This is a genomic window from Mycobacterium tilburgii (assembly GCF_902168065.1).
GTDB lineage: Bacteria > Actinomycetota > Actinomycetes > Mycobacteriales > Mycobacteriaceae > Mycobacterium > Mycobacterium tilburgii.
Genome location: NZ_LR655690.1, coordinates 318766 through 337441, shown reverse-complemented (window position 1 = coordinate 337441; position 18676 = coordinate 318766). Strand labels below are relative to the sequence as shown.

The window sequence follows — 18676 nt, the reverse complement described above, 5'->3', positions numbered from 1 at the left end:
CACCACCGCATGCTCAGCCCCCAAGGCTGGACCACCCAACGCCACACCAACGGCACCACCGCATAGATCCCCGACCCCACCTCGACCGAGGCCAACCCCGCACCAACACCACCCTGAACAACAACTCCACCCACGAGGACAGGAGTAGTCGTCAGGCGGCCAGCGTCGCCCGGATGCACACGGTGACGTACGGCATCGCCAACCCCGTCGAGTTCGCCAGCGCCGGATGGGTGGCCAGCAGCTGGCGCACCTGATCCAGCGTCTGGGTGCGGACCTCCGTCGGCGAGGTGATGCAGTAGCTTCGAGAGGCCACCAAGTCGATCAACGCTTGCGGGGTAAGGTAATTCGTCCACTCGACCTGATGGCGTTCCGGCTCGGCGAACGGCGTCGACAACTTCAGATCGAACCGGCGCCCATCGCCGTCGCTGCCGATTATGTGCCCGAGCTCTCGCACCCAACCGAGCCGCTCGTCGCGGGTGTTCCACACCAGACCCAGCCGACCACCGGGCCGCAACACGCGGGCGACCTCGGGAATCGCCCGCTCCGGATCCACCCAGTGCCAGGCCTGGGCGACCAGAACCGCGTCAACGCTGTTGTCCTCCAACGGAATCTCTTCCGCGGTCCCCAACAGCGCGTGGGTCTCCGTGAGCGAGGCGCTCAGCACTTCGAGCATTTCCGGGATCGGGTCCACCGCCACGACGTCGAGACCGCGCTCCACCAGCCGGGTGGTCAGCTTGCCGGTACCCGCGCCCAAGTCGAGCACCTGACGCGCCCCGCGAGGCAACAACCAGTCGATGGCTTCGGGCGGATAGGACGGACGTCCACGCTCGTAGGCTGCGGCCGCCGAACCGAACGACAGGGAGCGGTCGTGCCGAGAGCGGGTCACCTCCGACACGCGTCTTCGTTCGCGGCCAGATCCAGTGTCTCGCGGATCAATTCACCCACCGCCTCGGTCTCCACCAGAAAACCGTCGTGTCCGCAGATGGAATCGACCACGTGCAGCCCGGCGCAGCCCGGCAGTAGGTCGGCCAGCTCCTGCTGCAGGCGCAGCGGGTACAGCCGGTCGGACGTGATGCCGCCGACCACGGCCGCGACTGGGCACCCACCCAGCGCGTTTTCCAGCCCGCCGCGGTCACGCCCGACGTCGTGGCTGTTCAACGTCTCGGTCAGGGTCACGTAACTGCCGGCGTCGAAACGGGCCAGGATCTTGTCACCCTGATGTTCCAGGTAACTCTGCACGGCGTAGCGGCCGCCGTCCGACGGATCTTCGCCGCTTTGGCCGTGATTGGCGAACCGGGTGTCCAGTTCGATCTCGCCGCGGTAGGTCAGGTGAGCGAACCGGCGAGCGATCGCCAGGCCGGCATCCGGGGATCGCCCGGTGCCGTGATAGTCGCCGCCCTGCCAGTTCGGGTCGGCCTTGATCGCCGCGATCTGAGTGGTCTGGGTGCCGATCTGGTCGGCGGTGGCGCGCGCGCCGACGGCCAGCAGCAGGCCGGCCCGAACCCGGTCCGAGTGGCCGACCATCCATTCCAAAGCCCGTGCGCCGCCCATGGATCCGCCGACGACGGCCGCGACCTGGGTGATTCCCAACGCCTCCAGCGCGGCGATATCCGCCTCGACCTGATCGCGCACTGTGATCAGCGGAAACCGCGAACCCCACGGCTTCCCGTCTCGGGCAAGGGAACTCGGCCCGGTGGAGCCGCGGCAACCGCCCAGCACATTGGTCGCCACCGCACACCACCGGTCGGTGTCGATAGGCGCGCCCGGCCCCGCGATGCCATCCCACCAGCCGGGCGTGGGATGCCCCAGCCCGGCCGGACCGGTGATGTGGGAATCGCCGGTGAGAGCGTGCAATACCACCACGACGTTGTCGCGGTTCGGTGACAGCTCGCCCCAGCGCTGCACCGCGATGCAGACATCGTCGATGACCGCGCCGCTCTCGGTGGTCAGCGAACCGATGTCGACCAGACCGACCTCGCCTTCGGCGGGCAGCGTTTGGGTCGGGACGTCGGAAATCGTCATTACTGCCTCTCGGGTCCTCAGAACGCCGCCACGGCCTGCGGGTCGGAACTCTTTGGGACCGCCGCGAATCCGAGCTCCAGGTCGGCCAGGATGTCGTCGATGCCCTCGATGCCGACGGCCAGCCGTACCAGCCCCGGCGTGACGCCGGTGCTCAGCTGCTCGGCGGGGCTCAGCTGGGCGTGGGTGGTTGACGCCGGGTGAATCACCAGCGAGCGCACATCACCGATGTTGGCGACGTGACTGTGCAATTGTAGCGCGTTCACGAACGCCCGCCCGGCCTCGAGACCGCCGGCCAGCTCGAACGCCAGCACGGCGCCGGTTCCCTTGGGCGCCAGCTTCTTTGCCCGCTCATGCCACGGTGAGCTGGGCAGGCCCGCGTAGTTCACCGACAGCACACCGTCGTGGCCCTCCAGGAATTCTGCGACCCGCTGCGCGTTGGCGACGTGCCGCTCGACGCGCAGGCTCAGCGTATCCAGACCCTGAGCCACCAGGAACGCGTTGAACGGTGAAGCCGCCGACCCGAGGTCGCGCAGCAACTGGACGCGTGCCTTGAGCGCGTACGCCGGCGGTCCCAGCTCGGCGAACACCACGCCGTGATAGCTGGGGTCGGGTGTGGTGAACCCGGGGAAGCGGCTCTGGGTCCAGTCGAACCGGCCACCGTCGACGATGACACCGGCGATCGCCGAACCGTGCCCGCCCAGATATTTCGTCGCCGAGTGCACCACTATGTCGGCGCCCTGGGCCAACGGCTGGATCAGGTACGGCGTGGCGATCGTGTTGTCGACGATCAGCGGGACGCCGTTGGCGTGGGCGACCCCGGCGACTTCGGGGGTGTCCAAGATGTCGATCTGTGGGTTGGAGATCGTCTCGGCGAAGAACGCCTTGGTGTTGGGCCGCACGGCCGCCTGCCACGAATCCAGATCGTCGGGATCGTCGACGAATCTGACCTCTATGCCGAGCTTGGCCAGCGAGTAGTGGAACAAGTTGTACGTGCCGCCGTACAGCCGCGGGCTGGACACGATGTTATCCCCGGCACTGGCGAGGTTCAATACGGCGAACGTCTCAGCGGCCTGCCCGGAGCTCAAAAACAGCGCGGCGACGCCATCCTCGAGAGCGGCGATGCGTTGCTCGACGACATCGGTGGTCGGGTTACCGATCCGGGTGTAGATGTTGCCCGGCACTTCGAGCCCGAACAGGGCGGCGGCGTGGGCGGTGTCGTCGAACACGTACGACGTGGTCTGGTAGATCGGCAGGGCCCGCGCCTTGGTGACCGGATCGGGCTGCTGGCCCGCGTGTACCTGCTTGGTCTCGAACGACCAGTGCGCAGTCGGATCCGTCGAGGAATTGGTGTTGTCGGAGCTCACCCTACGTTTCCCTGTCTACTCAGGGGCCCGTCATGGCGGACCCGCGCTTGCCGGATAGCCGGTGCCGTGGCTACTCAACCTGGTCATCACCCGGGGCACCCCACCGCGGTTGGAGGGTTGCCGGCCAGCAAGCCGGGGCTTGATGCTGGCGCTCATGACCAATACGGAGACTATCTTACTGGGCCGGCACCGTGCCAACTCCTGCTTGATAACGTGGCACCGAGACCGCTGAGACCCCCAAGAACAACCTCGGGAGAGGGACCGTGAGCGCCAAGAAGCCAACCGTCATCTACACGCTGACCGACGAGGCGCCACTGCTGGCGACCTATGCTTTTTTGCCGGTCGTGCGGGCCTTCGCCGAACCGGCAGGCATCGAGATCAAGACCAGTGACATCTCGGTGGCGGCGCGAATCCTTGCGGAGTTTCCCGAGAACCTGACCGAGGAGCAGCGCGTCCCAGACAATCTCGCCGAGCTGGGGCGGCTGACCAAACTGGCCGGTACCAACATCATCAAGCTGCCGAACATCAGTGCCTCGGTACCGCAGCTTGTCGCGGCCATCAAGGAACTGCAGGACAAGGGCTACAACGTTCCGGACTTCCCGGACAGCCCGAAAACCAAGCAGGACAAGGAGATCCGCGAGAGCTACGCCAAATGTCTTGGTAGCGCGGTCAACCCGGTGCTGCGCCAGGGCAACTCGGACCGGCGCGCACCCAAGGCGGTCAAGGAGTACGCGCGCAAGCACCCGCACAGCATGGCGGAGTGGTCGCAGGCGTCGCGCACCCACGTCGCCACCATGAAGCACGGTGACTTCTACCACGGCGAGAAGTCGATGACGCTGGACCGCGGGCGCAACGTGAAGATGGAACTGCAGACCAAAGACGGCAAGGTCATCACGCTCAAGCCGGTGGTGTCGCTCCGCGAGGGCGACATCATCGACAGCATGTACATGAGCAAGAAGGCGCTGTGCGAATTCTACGAGGCGCAGATGCAGGATGCTTACGAGACCGGCGTGATGTTCTCGCTGCACGTCAAGGCCACGATGATGAAGGTGTCCCACCCCATCGTGTTCGGGCACGCGGTCAAGGTGTTCTACAAGGAAGCCTTCGCCAAGCACCAGGCGCTCTTCGACGAGCTCGGCGTCAACGTCGACAACGGCCTAGTCGACCTCTACAACAAGATCGAGTCGCTGCCGGCGTCGCTGCATGACGAGATCATCCGCGACCTGCACGCCTGCCACGAACACCGGCCCGAGTTGGCCATGGTCGATTCGGCCAAGGGAATCAGCAACTTTCACTCGCCCAGCGACGTGATCGTGGACGCGTCGATGCCGGCGATGATCCGCGCCGGCGGCAAGATGTACGGCGCCGACGGCCGGCAGAAGGACACCAAGGCCGTCAACCCCGAGTCGACCTTCTCGCGGATCTACCAAGAGATCATCAACTTCTGCAAGACGAATGGGCAGTTCGATCCCACCACGATGGGCACCGTCCCCAACGTGGGTCTGATGGCCCAGCAGGCCGAGGAATACGGCTCACACGACAAGACGTTCGAGATCCCCGAGGACGGCGTCGCCAACATCGTCGACCTCGACACCGGCGACGTGCTGCTCACCCAGAACGTGGAAACCGGTGACATCTGGCGCATGCCGATCGTGCGGGACGAAGCCATCCGTGACTGGGTCAAGCTCGCCGTGACCCGGGCCCGCAACTCCGGCATGACAGTGGTGTTCTGGCTGGACACCGAACGGCCGCACGAGGTGGAGCTGCGCAAGAAGGTCAAGGAGTACCTGAAGGAGCACGACACCGAGGGCCTGCACATCCAGATCATGCCGCAGGTGTGGGCCATGCGGTACACCATCGAGCGGGCGATACGCGGACAGGACACCATCGCCGCGACCGGAAACATCCTGCGCGACTACCTTACCGACCTGTTCCCGATCCTGGAGCTGGGCACCAGCGCCAAGATGCTGTCCATCGTGTCGTTGATGGCCGGCGGCGGTATGTACGAAACCGGGGCGGGCGGCTCGGCGCCCAAGCACGTCCACCAGCTCGTCGAGGATAACCACCTGCGCTGGGATTCGTTGGGTGAATTCCTGGCCCTGGGAGCATGTTTCGACGACGTCGGGATCAAGACCGACAACCCGCGTGCCAAGCTGCTGGGCAAGACGCTGGACGCCGCGATCGGCAAATTGTTGGACAACGACAAGAGCCCGTCCCGCAAGACCGGCGAACTCGACAACCGGGGCAGCCAGTTTTACCTGGCGCTGTACTGGGCCCAGGAACTCGCCGCCCAGGACGAGGACCAGGAACTGCGCGACCGCTTCGCCGGGCTGGCCAAGTCGCTGGGCGAGAACGAGGCCACCATCGTCGCCGAACTGGTCGCGGTGCAGGGCAAGCCGGCCGATATCGGCGGCTACTACTACCCGGACCCGGAGAAGACGACCGCCGTTATGCGGCCGAGCAAGACTTTTAACGAGGCGCTGGCGAAGGCGGGCGCCTAGCTTGCCGGAGGGTCGGCGATGTGGTCCGGCCGGACGCAGTCGTCGATGAACGTGGCGATCACCTCGGTCACCCGTTCGGGAGCTTCGAACATCGGTACGTGCCCGACGCCGTCGAGCCGGGTGATCTTTGTCTCGGGAGGCAGCGAGTCGGTGAAATGCCGGCTGAACCGGCTCGGCGGGACGACCCGATCCTTCTCGCACAGCACCAGCTGCACGGGCACCGCGGTCTCGGCCAGCTCCACCAGCCCGGGCTGCAACAGCGACTTGGCCAGCAACTGGAAGTAGGCCGGGCAGTGCGCGGCGTCGTCGACGATGCCCGACACCTGGCGCTCGCTGACGCTCTCCGGTGAGCCGCTCAGCGGCAGGGTGGCCAGCTTGCGGCTGAACGGCAACTGCAGCACGCGCTGGCCCAACAGACGGGCCAGCAACAGCAACGGCATGCCGGCGACGAATTTAGCGATGACCTCGCATTTGACGGGGCTCCAGCGTGTCCAGCCGCCCGCCGCCGCGATGCCCGTGGCGCTGCGGGCCCGGCCGCGGCGCTCGAGCTCGAATGCGACCCAGCCGCCCAGCGAATTGCCCACAATGTGAGCGGTGTCCCAGCCGAGCTCGTCGAGCTGCCGTTCGACGTGGTCGGCGAGCACCAACGAGCTCAGAAACCAGGTGCCGGACTTCGGCCCGCCGTTGTGGCCGGCCATCGTCGGGGCGAACACCTCGTAGCGGCCCGTCCTGGCCAGTTGCTGGGCTACCTCGTCCCACACGGTCTGGGACATCAGGAACGGATGCAGCAACAGAACCGGCTCTCCGGAACCCAGATGGATCGGCGGGCGAGTGCTCATGTAGCCGACATTAAAGGCGGTACCGCCGGTACCGCAAGCAAGGGCGTGCCGGGCGAAAACCCGGTGTGAAAAGATCGACACATCATGAGCACTACTGCCGGACCCAGCCGGATCTTCTCCGGCGTGCAACCCACATCCGACTCGCTTCACCTCGGCAACGCGCTGGGCGCGATCACCCAGTGGGTCGCACTGCAGCAGGATTACGACGCGTTCTTCTGCGTGGTGGACCTGCACGCCATCACCATCCCGCAGAATCCCGAAGCATTGCGCCGGCGGACGCTGGTGACCGCAGCCCAGTACCTGGCGCTGGGCATCGATCCCGTCCGCAGCACCGTCTTCGTGCAGAGCCACGTCCCGGCACACACCCAGCTGGCGTGGGTGCTGGGCTGCTTCACCGGGTTCGGCCAGGCGTCGCGGATGACGCAGTTCAAGGACAAGTCGCTGCGGCAGGGCAGCGACTCGTCCACCGTCGGCCTGTTCACCTACCCGGTGCTGCAGGCCGCCGACGTGCTGGCCTACGACACCGATCTGGTGCCGGTGGGCGAGGACCAGCGCCAGCACCTCGAATTGGCCCGCGACATCGCCGAGCGGTTCAACTCCCGCTTCCCGGACACGTTCGCCGTCCCCGACATGCTGATCCCCAAGGCCACCGCCAAGGTCTACGACCTGCAGGACCCGGGCTCCAAGATGAGCAAATCGGCGGCCACCGACGCCGGGCTGATCAACCTGCTCGACGATCCGGCCAAGTCCGCCAAGAAGATTCGCTCGGCCGTCACCGACAGCGAGCGCGAGATCCGGTTCGACACCGAGGCCAAGCCCGGGGTGTCGAACCTGCTGACTATTCAATCGGCGGTGACCGGCACCGACATCGACAAGCTCGTCGACGGCTACACCGGGCGCGGATACGGCGACCTGAAGAAGGACACCGCCGAGGCGGTGGTCGAGTTCGTCGCCCCGATCAAAGCGCGAGTCGACGAATTGACAGCCGACATCGCCAAATTGGAGGCCGTGCTGGCGGTCGGCGCCGAGCGCGCCGAGGAGGTGGCCGGAAAAACGGTCCAGCGGGTTTACGATCGGCTGGGGTTCCTGCCGCAACGGAGGTAAGGCCCGTTTCTCACCTGGGAGCCGCCGCCATGAACGCACCCGCCAAGCCGGGATTCTTCGACCGGTTGCGGGCCCGGTACGGCTGGCTCGATCACGTGATAAGCGCCTACACCCACTTCGATGCGCGCAACGGCGGGTTACTGGCGGCCGGTCTCACCTACTACACGATCTTCGCGCTATTTCCTTTGCTGATGGTCAGTTTCGCCGTCGTCGGTTTCGTGCTGGCTAGCGACCCGCCGCTGATCGAGGCGATCAAGACCCACATCCGGGATGCGGTCGACGCCGCGCTCGAGCAACAGTTGGTGGACTTGATGAACTCGGCGATCAACGCGCGGGCATCGGTCGGCATCATCGGTCTGATCACCGCGGCCTGGGCCGGTCTCGGCTGGATGTCACACATGCGCGGCGCCGTAACCTCGATGTGGTGGGACGAGCGGTACGAATCGGCGGGCTTCGTGCGCGACAAGATCTCCGATCTGATCGCGATGGTCGGAACGTTCGCGGTCATCGTCGTCACGCTGGCACTCACCGCGCTCGGGCACGCCACGCCGATGCATGCTGCACTGAAATGGCTTGGTGTACACAACTTCTCGTTGTTCGGCGAGATCTTTCGGGGCGTGTCGATACTGATGTCGCTGCTGGTGTCGTGGCTGTTGTTCACCTGGCTCATCGGCAGGCTGCCGCGGCACAGGGTCGACCTAGCCGACGCGGCGCGGGCGGGCCTGCTGGCGGCGGTTGCCTTCGAGTTGTTCAAGCAGGTGGGGTCGATCTATCTGCGCGTCGTGGTGCGCAGCCCGGCGGGGGCGACCTTCGGCCCCGTACTGGGCCTGATGGTGTTCGACTACATCACCGGCTATCTGGTGCTTTTTGCCACCGCGTGGGCGGCTACCTTCTCCGGGGATCCACGCCGCAAGCACACCCCACCACCGGAGCCGGCGATCATCGCCCCGCGGGTGCTGCTCGACGAGGGGATCACCACCCGTCAGACGCTGGCCGCGATGGCGATGGGAGCCGTTGGCGCGTTGGTCTTTTCCCGGTTGACCCGCGCCGGCCGCGTTAACGCCAGTCGCCGCGCACAATCACCGCGCTGACCCGCAGCTCGCGGTCCAGCACCACCAGATCGGCATCGTGGCCATCACGCAGCGCGCCGACCCGGTCAAGGCCGAGGGCCCCGCGCCGGTGTCGACGAGGTCATCCGGACCACGGCGGCCAGCGTGGCGTCGGGGTCCGGGCCAGTCTGGGCCACCGGGCGGAAGAGCTGATCCATCGTGGCGGTGCTGCCGGCGATCGTGGAGGTCGAACTCATCCGGCAACGCCCGATTCCATCTCGATCGGCACCGAGCTGAGCCAATACGTGCCGTCGGCACAGCCGGCTGCGGCGATGGCGTCGGTGATCAGCGCGATCCGGTCCTGCCCGGCGGTCCGGACGACGGTGCGCACCATCGCCGGATGCAGGTGCGCGCCGTCGGCGATCACCTCGACCGTGACGTCGGGGTGCTCGAGCAGCACGAGCACCGGCCCCGGGTCGCGGTGGTGCAACGAGGGCATAGCGTTGAACAGATGCGTGCCGACCGTGGCACCGAACTAGATCGCCTGCTGGGTCTGCTCGTAGTTCGCGGCGGTATGTCCCACGGCGACAACGACACCCGCGTCCACCAGCCGCCGGATGGCCTCGGCGCTGCCGCGCCGTTCCGGAGCCAGCGTGACCATCCGGATCGTGCCCGCACCGGCGGCCAGGACGTTGTCGAGCTCACCGGCGGTCGGCGATCTCTATCCAGCCGGGCCGGCAGATCCTGCCGTGCAGGGCCACGGCGTCGGCGTGGATCAGGGGCATGGGTCCTCCCAACGTCCACCGTTTTCCCAAAAGTGCCTGATGTCCTCGAGTTGACGTCCCTTGGTCTCCGGAGCGTACCGGTTACACGAAGCCGAACGCGACCGCGGCCAGCGCCGAACACCGCGAAATTTCCTGCGCCGCCTAGTGAATGCAGCATGGTCAAAAGACCGCCGCAACAATCGCGTTGGCAATCAGGTTGGCGGTCAACATGGTGCTCGACCCGATGGACCGCAGCCGGGTGGGGAAGCTCTCGCTGGCGTAAACCCAGCCCAGCGAACCGCAACCCAATGTGTAGCCGACGATGAACAGCAGGATGCCCGCGAACCCGAGCACCGCGCCGGCGGCGCCCGGGCGAACACGACCGTCAACACGACGTCCGCGACGATCATCATCGCGATGCCGCACAACAGGATTTGGCCGCCGGCCCACTCGGTCGACCAGGGTGAGCGCCGTGCCTACCGCCGCCAGTCCGGCGACTTGCAGCAGCGCCGGCAGGCCCAGCAGCGCGAAATTGCCGGTGAATCCCATGGCTTCGAAGATGCGAGGGCTATAATAGATTATCGCGTTGATGCCGGTAATCTGCAGCAGGAAGCCGAGCGTGATCACGAACAGGGTAGCCCGCAAGTACGGCGCGCCGCCGCATCTCGGAGATGGCGCCTTTGACACCGGGGGAGCCTTCGCGCAATGCGCCGCCGATCTCGGCGAGCTCCGCATTCGGCGTTCGCGGCGGGTTCCACCCGCAACAACGTGCGGCGGGCGTCCTCGACACGCCCCTTCATCAGGTACCACCGCGCGGTGTCGGGGAGCCGAATCGTCAACGGCACCAACAGTATTGTCGGCGCCGCCGCCAGCCCTAGCATCCACCTCCAGCTGTGCGTATCGGCCAGCAGGTAACCGGTGAGGTACCCGACGATCAGCCCGGTGACGATCGTCAGCTGATACGTCGTCAGCAGCGCGCCGCGCACCGCCGCCGGGGCCGATTCCGCCACGTAGACCGGGACGACGACCACCATCACGCCGGTGGTCAGATCCAGCAGCAGCCGCGCCGTCAGCAGCATCGGCAGGGCGACCGAAAACGCGCCGAGCAACGCGAAGGCCGCGTACTCGACCAGGATCAGCACCAGTGGACCGCTGCCGGCCGATCGCGTTGGCCAGCACCCCGGCGCCGAGCGCGCCGGCGATCTGCCCGATCACGACCATCGTCGTCAGCAGCTCTTGTTGGCTGGTCGTGAGCCCAAATCCTCGGTCACGAACAGCTGCACGCCGGCGATGATGGACAGGTCGTACCTATAGATGAGGCCGACGCTGGCGCCGGTGAGCGCGACGCGAGACGAACCGCTGCGCCGGCCTGCTTCAGTCATTTCGGGGAGTTTAGTGTCGCGGCACCGCCGTTTATCCCCGATCGGTGGACACGTAATTTAACCCGCGGTATCCGATCGGCGGATGTTATGAGTTGTTGACCATCCCTAGATTCGTTTGCTGTGCCTAACACACGCTACCGCGGCACGGACACGCGTGTTCGGGCGGCTGCTTTCGCAAGGCGCCTGCTACACCGCCGGGATCCAAGTGAGCAACGGCATCATCATACTGCCGTTGATCTGCGCACACCAGGGTCTGACCTGGGTGGCCGTGCTGCTCTACCCGGCCTTCAGCCTCGGCGATATTGTCGGAAAATTCGGCGTCTCCGCTGATGCTGTAGCGAGTGGGCCGGATGCGGCACCGGCTGCTGGCCGTGACCGTGGCCGGGGTGGCCGTGCTGATCTTCACCGGCGCGGTGATTCCCTGGCGCGGCGCCGCAGCATCTGGCTGGCCGGCGGGGGCGCACGCGTTGTGGCTACCAGAACCAGCGTCCGAGCAGCGCGGCGATCGACGGGGTCATGAACGAGCGCACGATTACGGACATGAATCTGCGCAGTTCGTAAGTCGTCTTGTAGGTCGGTAGGGCCAGCAGCCCGACGGACGCCACCGCGCACGTTGCGGCAAGCACCGGGCTGGCCAGCGGACGATCGCGGTTCCCACCCGGCGCCACCGCCGCGTGTTCAGCCGTCGCTTGGGGTCCAACAGTTTGAAGAAGCCGGCGACGGTCAGCACCGCCGGCCCGAGCGTGAGCGCGGCGAGGACCGCAATCAGCATGGCGATGGCACATGGGGCGCCGAGTATCTTGAAATAAGGAAGGCGGGCAAGGCTCAGGCAATACATGGCGCCGGTGATGGTCAAGCCCGAACCAAGGACACATGGGCGGTCCCGTGAAACATGGTTTAGAAGGCGGTTTCCCGGTCTTCGCCCGGCGTGGCGCGCCTCGTGGTAGCGGCCGAGCATGAAGATCGCGTAATCCGTGCTGGCGGCGATGGCCACCAGGGTCACCAGGTTTGTCGCAAAGGTGGAAAGACCGAAGGCGTCCTGGTAGGCGAGAAAGGCGACGCCGCCGCGGATCGCTCTCAGCTCGATCCCGACGAGGCCGAGGACGAGAACCGTGGTCACCACGGATCGATAGATCGCCAACAGCATCGCCGCGATCACCAAGGTGGTGATCAGGGTGACCTTGGTGACGCTCTCGTTGCCGGGCTCGGTTTGGTCGAAGATGAGCGCGTACGGGCCCGTGATGTATGCCTTGACCCCGTGCGGGGCCGGGGTGCTGTTCACGATGTGCCGGACGACGTGAACCGAGTTGTACGCCTGGGTTTCGTTGTTGCCGACGAGGAACACCACGACGTAGGCGGCCCTGTCATCCGCGCTTTGCGATCCGCCCGCCGTCAGCGGATCATTCCAGAAGTCCTGGATGTGCGCGACGTGCGCACGGTCGGCCGAAAGCCTGCGCATCATCTCGCTGTAGAATCGGTGGGCGTCCGTCACCGGGCTTGTCGGCTTCCAGCACGATCGTCACCGAGCTGTTGGACTCAAACTCATACCTGCCCCACGTGCATGATGGCCTGCACCGACGCCGCGTCTTTTGGACTCAGCGATACCGAATGTGCTTTGGCCGACCGCTTCTAGCTGCGGGATGGTGAGATTCACGACGGCGGTCAATGCGACCCACAACAGAACGATCGGCACCGCAAAGCGGATGATCATGCGCGGCAAAATGGCGGACGGCGCGGCGGGACGTCGGCTGGTTCGCTCATCCTGCGTTCACCGAAGTTTTGTTCGTTGCGATGGCGAATTGGACGGTACCGCCAATGCGCTGCAGCATCGTGGATTTCGGTGAATTGTTATGTAGTGCGACGGTTCATCGACCGCGCAACCATGATCAGCGCGAACACGATGATGGCGCCGATGATGGCGACGCCTGCCCGCACCGGCAGCGCATCGGCCGCCGGTAGCAGGCTGGCGGCTTGGGCGCCGTTGGCGCGACCGTCGGCGGCGTTGTCCTGCTTGGGAATCAGCGACGGATCGGGGTCGATCAGCACGCCCACCTGAGTGCCCTGCGGGGTGGCGAAGCCGTAGTCCAGCAGGTGCGCCGCCTGCTCCCACGGGGCGATCGGCTGGCGGGTGCCGTGCAGCAGCACCGCCACCAGCCGGCGACCGTCGTGATTGGCTGTCCCGACAAAGGTCTGGCCGGCGTCGTCGGTGTACCCGGTCTTTCCGCCGAGCGCACCGGGGTACTTGTAGAGCAGCTGGTTGTCGTTCTCCAGCTCGTAGCCCGGGTGGTCGCCGTGGCCGGGGAAGTCGAAGGTCCGGGTCGCGACAATGTCCGCGAAAGTCCGGTTCTGCCAGGCGTATCGGTAGAACAGGCCGATGTCGTAGGCCGAGGTGCTCATGCCGGGCCCGTCCAGTCCCGACGGCGTGGCCACCCGGGTGTCGCGCCCGCCGAGCTTGGCGGCCAGCACGTTGATCTTCTCCAGCGCCTGCTGCATCCCGCCCAGCTGCATGGCCAGCGCATGCGCCGCGTCGTTGCCGGAGTGCATCAGCAGTCCGTGCAGCAGCTGGTTGACCGTGTAGACACCGCCGTCGTCGACGCCGACCTTGGTGCCCTCGGCGGCGGCGTCGTCGGCCGTGCCGGTCACCGATTTGTTCAGCGGCAACGCGTTCAGCGCCGCCATCGCGACCAGCACCTTGATAATGCTGGCGGGGCGGTGCCGGCCGTGCGGGTCCTTGGCCGCGATCACGGCTCCGCTGTCCAGGTCGGCTACCAGCCACGCGTCCGCGGAGACGTCGGTGGGCAGCGGCGGGGTGTCCGGCGCTGCGACGATGCCACAGCTGGACAGCGCGTCACCGCCGACTGGCTTGGGCGGTACCGCCAACGGGGTCGGCGGGTCACCGGCCTGGGGTACCTCCGAGGAGTCCACCGCGGGCGGCGTGTTCACCCGGTACGGGCAACTGGGTGCCCCGGCGCTGGGTCCGGGGTTGGGCTCCGCGAGCGCGGCCGGCGCACCCGACGCCGCCGGGGTGATGGCCACAAAAACGGCCACTGCCAGGCATGATGCAGAACGTGAGAGGCTCATCAACTGTGCAGACTAGGCGATCGGGCGCCGGATCCGCGGGAGCCGCGCTGTGACTGCTTAGACAGATGTTACAACTGCGGCCGACCGGCGGTGGTCGCGCCGACGCACTACGCTGGTAGGATCAACAGCCGTCGACGTTGAAAAGGGTGTGCCATTTCAAACGAGCGATTGTGGTCGAAGTGGCGGCGCAACCGCAGTGGCATCGACGGGGCGGGCAACGCGCCGCGGTCGCTGGAGCAGTTGTTCAAGCAGGTGGAGAAATCGACTCAAGTGCGGCGCACCGGGCTCGACCAGGTTCTGGCCGCGCTGCAAATGCACCGCGACGCCACCCCCGATCCCGAGGTGCGTTCCGCCGTTGCCTGGCTGTGCAACTCGCTGTCGCGGTTCGTGAACAACCCCAGCGCGGCGCACGCCCGCCAGCTGGTGATGGCCACCGGCACCGCTAGAGCCGCGTGTACACCTCTCTGAGCACCCCGTGTAGGATCAATTCGATCGTGTCGAACTCGGCCCTGACCGTTGATCAGCGGCAGTTCCAGCTGGATGACGGTGTCCCCGCGATCGTCGGTGCGGCAATACAATCCGGCCTCGAAGAGCCCCTTGGACACCCGGCCCAACAACACGCGGCGTTCCTCGTCGTTGAACGTTTGCTTGGTCGCCTTGTCCTTGACCAGCTCTACGCCTGTAGAAGTAACTCTCGCCGCGAACGTCGCCGACGATCGGCAGGTCGTAGAGCTTCTCCAGGGTGGTCCGAAACGCCGGTGCGTTGGTCGTGACGTGATCGTTGAGGCCCTCGTGCTCGAAGATGTCGAGGTTGGCCAGCCCGACCGCGGCCGAAACAGGATGGCCGCCAAAGGTATACCCGTGCGGGAACATCGTCGCACCGTCGTTGAACGGCTCGAACAATCTGTCCGTGGCGATCATCGCGCCGATCGGCGAGTAGCACGACGTCATGCCCTTGGCGCAGGTGATCATGTCGGGGACGTAGCCCACGTCGTCACAGGCGAACATCGAGCCGATCCGGCCGAACGCGCAGATGACCTCGTCGGAGACCAACAGCACGTCGTACTCGTCGCAGATCTCACGAACTCGCTCGAAATAGCCTGGAGGAGCGGTGGTGCTGCCGCCGGCGTTCTGCACCGGTTCCAGGAACACCGCCGCCACGGTCGAGGGCCTCTCGAACTCGATCACCTCGGCGATGCGGTCGGCGGCCCACTTGCCGAACGCTTTGGCGTCGCTGTCGAACGGCTCCGGTGCAGGGTAGAAGTTCGTGTTGGGCACCCGGAAGCCGCTGGAGGTCACCGGCTCGAACAGCTCCTTGAAGCGCGGCAGGCCGGTGATCGCCAGCGCGCCTGGGGGTGGTGCCGTGGTAGGCGATCGCACGCGAAATCACCTCGTGTTTCCCGGTTTTCCGGTCAACTTGAAGTACTGCTTGGCGACGTTCCAGGCGGTCTCGACGGCCCCGGTGCTGCCGGTGGTGAAGAAGACCCGATTCAGGTCGCCGGGGGCGTAGTGCGCCAACCGCTCGGCAAGCTCGATCGCGGTCGGGGTGGCGTAGCCTCGCAGCGGGAAGTGCGCCAGCGTGCTCACCTGCCGCGCCGCGGCCTCGGCCAGTTCGGTGCGGCCGTGGCCGACCCGGACCGTGAACAACCCGGACAGCCCGTCCAGGTAGCTCTTGCCGCGGTCGTCGTAGATCGTGACGCCCTCGCCGCGGGTGATGATCTGCGGCGTGAATTGTGGGCCGTGCCGGGGTGAAGTGCAGCCAGAGGTTGTCAGTCATCGTGTCCCTCAGCGTAATCCCGCCGACGATTCCGTCTGCACTATCCCTGTCCCGGTCGGGATCCGCGCCGACTGCGCATAGGCTCGGGACATGACCTCGACTCAGGTCAGCGAATTCGAAGCGCTTCGCCCGCATCTGATGGCGGTCGCTACCGGCTGATGGGCACGGTGTTCGACGCCGAGGACATCGTCCAGGAAGCCTAGCTGCGCTGGGACAAGCAGCGCGGGGCGATCGCCGACCCGCGGTCCTGGCTGACCACGGTGGTCCGTGGTCACCGATCTCGACGGCGCCGATCCGCTCAACGCGGTGGTGGCCGACGAGGACGCCCGGTTCGCCGCGATGGTGGTGCTGGAGTGGCTCTCGCCGGATCAGCGGTCGCGTTCGTGTTGCACGACGGGTTCTCGCTGCCGTTCTCCGAAGTTGCCGAGGTGCTGGGTTCCACCGAGGCGGCCGCACGGCAGTTGGCCTCGCGGGCGCGCAAGGCGGTCTCGGCCGACCCGCCGCCGCAACCCGACCCGTCACACAACGAGGTCGTGGGCCGGCTGTTGGCCGCCATGTCCAAAGGCGACCTGGATACCGTGGTGTCGTTGCTGCATCCCGACGTGATGTTCACCGGCGACTCGAACGGCGAACGCCGACGGCGGTCCAGGTCATCCACGGCGCCGACAAGGTGGTCCGCTTCATGCGCGGCCTGGCGCAACGCTACGGCCCGGCGATGTACATGGCGTACGAGTTGGGGTCGTCAACGGCGAACTCGGCATCTACACTGCGGGTTGCCCCGCCAGCGAGGGATACCGGGAGATGCTGTCACGAATCACCGCGGTCACCGTGCGCGACGGAAAGGTCTGCGCGCTTTGGGATATCGCCAACCCCGACAAGTTCAGCGGCTCACCGCTGCGAAAAGCCTGATCAACCGGGGGAGCATCGCCTGACCCCGCCGGGCTAGCCGGTCGCCCACGGAACGTAGCAGCTGTCACCGGAACTGAAGCCCTGCTCCGTGATGCCGAGCGCGGAGTTCATCCGGGGCCCGCATGTTTTCCAGCCCGATCTGATACGTCAGCTCGACCACCCCCGGCGTCGCCGAACCGGGCCCGCAGATCGGCGACCTGTTCGTCGGTGACGGTGTGCGGGTCGGTGGTCATCGCGTCGGCGTAGGTGATGACGGCGCGTTCGTCGTCGGTGAACGCCGGGGAGGTGGCGTAAGTCGTCGATCTCCTTGAGCCGCTGAATGTCCAGGCCGTCCAGGCGCTGCGCATGGCGCCGAAGTCGACGCACCACGAACAGCCGATCGCCCGGGCGGTCCAGAACACCGCGAGCTCCCGCACGCTGGCGGGCAGCGTCCGCGACGCCCGCTCGACCATCGTCTCGTGCACGGCACCGGCGACCAACAGCTTGCGATGATGCGCGGTCACGGCGAACGGTTCGGTAACCTGGCCGAAGCGGTGCTTGGCATATCGGTACATGGCCCGGGTCATCAGGCCGGCGCGTTGTGGCGGTAGGGGCTCGATGCGAGTTTTCTGTGTCATATCGGTCAGGCGACACAGCCCCGCCGAATGTGACCAAGAATCTCCAAGGATCCCCGAGGCGTCCCGCTCAGGGTGTGCCCATGACGTATTGCTTCTTCGACGAGCCACCCCGACTGGAAGACATCGAACCGGGAAGCACACCGAGGTGCTCATGGCCGGATCGCGCCTGGACCAGGGGTGGATGCGTGCCGCGGTCGACGCCGTTTTCACCGCGCACCCCGATCTGGGCACGGTGTGCGAATCGCGGCTGAACGTCTGGACAACCCGCCCCGGCGGTGGTTGGTCGTGGGGAGTGGAGCCACCCGGCGGCAGCGTGGAGGACGTGTTGGCGCGCCAGCTCGCCAGCTTCGACATGCACACCGGCCGGTTGTTCGCGGGTCCCTGCTGCCCGGCGACCCTGACCGGGTGGTGCTCACCGCCAGTCGGCTGTGCATCGACAAACAGGCCTGGTTGCTGGTGGTCGGTGACGTACTCCTCGAATACAACGCCGGCACGCTCAGCGCGAGAACATCAGCGCGCTTGACCTCTTGGATCGCCTTGGTCACATGTATGCCGCGCGGGCAGGACTCCGTGCAGTTGAACGTGGTGCGGCAGCGCCAGACGCCGTCGACCTCGTTGAGGATTCGAGGCGCTGATCGGCGGCCTCGTCGCGGTTGTCGAAGATGAACCGGTGTGCGTTGACGATCGCGGCCGGGCCGAAGTAGGTGCCCTCACTCCAGAACACCGGGCAGCTGGTGGGTTGTAGCAGGCGCACACGATGCACTTGGTGGTGTAGTAGCGGGCCCGGTTGGTCGGGCTCTGGATGCGTTCCCGGGTCGGCGGGTTGCCGCTGGTGATCAGGTACGGCTTGATCGCGCGGTAGGCGTCGAAGAACGGCTCCATGTCGACCAGGTCCTTCTCCACGGGCAGCCCGCGGATCGGTTCGACCGTGATGGTGAGCGCCTTGCCCGGTTTTTGGGCAGCAGATCGCGCATCAGCACCTTGCACGCCAGCCGGTTCACGCCATTGATCCGCATCGCGAGAGCTGCACACGCCGTGGGCGCACGACCGCCGGAAGGTCAGCGTGCCGTCCAGGTAGCCCTTGATGTAGATCAGCAAGTTCAGCAGCCGGTCGCAGGGCAGGCAGGGAACCCGAAAGCTCTGCCAGCCAGCGGTTTCGGCGAACGCATCGGGATGTCCGGATTGAACCGGGCGATCTTCAAGGTCACCATCACGGCGCCTTCCGGGACCGGCGGCAGGGGTGGCTCCCCGGGCAGGGCCTCTGGTG

General features: G+C 66.3%; 15 protein-coding genes, 4 pseudogenes and 1 riboswitch. Of the genes and pseudogenes, 6 read left to right on the top strand and 13 right to left on the bottom strand.

What is annotated here, in order from left to right; all coding sequences use genetic code 11:
• Positions 1-151 precede the first annotated feature (151 nt).
• The 3 genes from FQ389_RS01685 to FQ389_RS01675 are packed head-to-tail and all read right to left on the bottom strand — an operon-like array spanning position 152 to position 3386.
• Positions 152-886: a class I SAM-dependent methyltransferase gene (locus FQ389_RS01685; RefSeq protein ID WP_144205912.1), complete on the bottom strand. Its 735-nt coding sequence runs from the start codon at positions 884-886 to the stop codon at positions 152-154.
• Positions 883-2022, bottom strand: a complete 1140-nt coding sequence (metX, locus tag FQ389_RS01680; RefSeq protein ID WP_144205881.1) for a homoserine O-acetyltransferase MetX — start codon at positions 2020-2022, stop codon at positions 883-885. The genes FQ389_RS01685 and metX overlap by 4 nt, the downstream gene beginning before the upstream one ends.
• Before the next feature lie 17 nt (positions 2023-2039).
• Positions 2040-3386, bottom strand: a complete 1347-nt coding sequence (locus FQ389_RS01675; protein ID WP_144205880.1) for a bifunctional o-acetylhomoserine/o-acetylserine sulfhydrylase — start codon at positions 3384-3386, stop codon at positions 2040-2042.
• Positions 3387-3424: 38 nt separating this feature from the next.
• A riboswitch (SAM riboswitch) is annotated at positions 3425-3546 on the bottom strand.
• A gap of 103 nt (positions 3547-3649) precedes the next feature.
• On the opposite strand from FQ389_RS01675, the gene FQ389_RS01670 reads away from it, so the two are divergent.
• Positions 3650-5887 carry an NADP-dependent isocitrate dehydrogenase gene (locus FQ389_RS01670; RefSeq protein WP_144205879.1) on the top strand — a complete coding sequence of 746 codons (2238 nt, stop codon included), beginning with the start codon at positions 3650-3652 and terminating at the stop codon, positions 5885-5887.
• Here FQ389_RS01670 and FQ389_RS01665 read toward each other — a convergent pair.
• Positions 5884-6681 (bottom strand): alpha/beta fold hydrolase, encoded by a 798-nt coding sequence (locus FQ389_RS01665; RefSeq protein WP_186296231.1) that lies wholly within the window; start codon positions 6679-6681, stop codon positions 5884-5886. The two genes, FQ389_RS01670 and FQ389_RS01665, sit on opposite strands and share 4 nt — an antisense overlap.
• A 129-nt stretch (positions 6682-6810) precedes the next feature.
• Between FQ389_RS01665 and trpS the strand changes: the two genes are divergently transcribed.
• Together trpS and yhjD are read left to right on the top strand one after the other, a co-directional pair.
• The gene (gene trpS / locus FQ389_RS01660; RefSeq protein ID WP_144205877.1) at positions 6811-7830 is read left to right on the top strand and encodes a tryptophan--tRNA ligase; all 1020 of its coding nucleotides are present in this window, start codon (positions 6811-6813) and stop codon (positions 7828-7830) included.
• A gap of 29 nt (positions 7831-7859) precedes the next feature.
• Positions 7860-8921 carry an inner membrane protein YhjD gene (gene yhjD, locus FQ389_RS01655; RefSeq protein ID WP_144205876.1) on the top strand — a complete coding sequence of 354 codons (1062 nt, stop codon included), beginning with the start codon at positions 7860-7862 and terminating at the stop codon, positions 8919-8921.
• Here the strand turns inward: yhjD and FQ389_RS18695 are convergent.
• The 6 genes and pseudogenes from FQ389_RS18695 to FQ389_RS01630 all read right to left on the bottom strand — a co-directional run.
• Positions 8887-9600 (bottom strand): annotated as a pseudogene (locus tag FQ389_RS18695) (N-acetylglucosamine-6-phosphate deacetylase); the annotation flags it as partial. The gene yhjD and the pseudogene FQ389_RS18695 sit on opposite strands and share 35 nt — an antisense overlap.
• A gap of 223 nt (positions 9601-9823) precedes the next feature.
• Positions 9824-10270, bottom strand: coding sequence for an MFS transporter (locus FQ389_RS18690; RefSeq protein ID WP_260860387.1), 447 nt, complete (start codon positions 10268-10270; stop codon positions 9824-9826).
• Positions 10267-10785 carry a sugar porter family MFS transporter gene (locus tag FQ389_RS18685; RefSeq protein WP_260860385.1) on the bottom strand — a complete coding sequence of 173 codons (519 nt, stop codon included), beginning with the start codon at positions 10783-10785 and terminating at the stop codon, positions 10267-10269. Before FQ389_RS18685 ends, FQ389_RS18690 begins: the two co-directional genes overlap by 4 nt.
• Positions 10786-10869: 84 nt before the next feature.
• Positions 10870-11025 (bottom strand): hypothetical protein, encoded by a 156-nt coding sequence (locus tag FQ389_RS18680; protein WP_260860383.1) that lies wholly within the window; start codon positions 11023-11025, stop codon positions 10870-10872.
• Positions 11026-11557: 532 nt separating this feature from the next.
• Positions 11558-12517 carry an MMPL family transporter gene (locus FQ389_RS01635; RefSeq protein WP_144205874.1) on the bottom strand — a complete coding sequence of 320 codons (960 nt, stop codon included), beginning with the start codon at positions 12515-12517 and terminating at the stop codon, positions 11558-11560.
• Between the two features lie 356 nt (positions 12518-12873).
• The gene (locus FQ389_RS01630; protein ID WP_144205873.1) at positions 12874-14106 is read right to left on the bottom strand and encodes a D-alanyl-D-alanine carboxypeptidase family protein; all 1233 of its coding nucleotides are present in this window, start codon (positions 14104-14106) and stop codon (positions 12874-12876) included.
• A gap of 168 nt (positions 14107-14274) precedes the next feature.
• On the opposite strand from FQ389_RS01630, the gene FQ389_RS01625 reads away from it, so the two are divergent.
• Complete coding sequence (locus FQ389_RS01625) at positions 14275-14574, top strand: hypothetical protein (protein ID WP_144205872.1); 300 nt, start codon at positions 14275-14277, stop codon at positions 14572-14574.
• A 15-nt stretch (positions 14575-14589) separates the two neighbouring features.
• Here the strand turns inward: FQ389_RS01625 and FQ389_RS01620 are convergent.
• Positions 14590-15771 (bottom strand): annotated as a pseudogene (locus FQ389_RS01620) (aminotransferase class III-fold pyridoxal phosphate-dependent enzyme).
• 202 nt (positions 15772-15973) lie between these two features.
• Here FQ389_RS01620 and FQ389_RS01615 point away from each other — a divergent pair.
• Positions 15974-16792, top strand: a pseudogene (locus FQ389_RS01615) (sigma factor-like helix-turn-helix DNA-binding protein).
• Positions 16793-16825: 33 nt separating this feature from the next.
• On the opposite strand, the pseudogene FQ389_RS01610 reads toward FQ389_RS01615, so the two are convergent.
• A pseudogene (locus FQ389_RS01610) lies at positions 16826-17424 on the bottom strand (carboxymuconolactone decarboxylase family protein); the annotation flags it as partial.
• A gap of 130 nt (positions 17425-17554) precedes the next feature.
• Here FQ389_RS01610 and FQ389_RS18675 point away from each other — a divergent pair.
• Complete coding sequence (locus tag FQ389_RS18675) at positions 17555-17932, top strand: hypothetical protein (protein WP_260860381.1); 378 nt, start codon at positions 17555-17557, stop codon at positions 17930-17932.
• Here FQ389_RS18675 and FQ389_RS18670 read toward each other — a convergent pair.
• Positions 17920-18507 carry a 2Fe-2S iron-sulfur cluster-binding protein gene (locus tag FQ389_RS18670; RefSeq protein ID WP_260860379.1) on the bottom strand — a complete coding sequence of 196 codons (588 nt, stop codon included), beginning with the start codon at positions 18505-18507 and terminating at the stop codon, positions 17920-17922. The two genes, FQ389_RS18675 and FQ389_RS18670, sit on opposite strands and share 13 nt — an antisense overlap.
• Between the last annotated feature and the right edge of the window lie 169 nt (positions 18508-18676).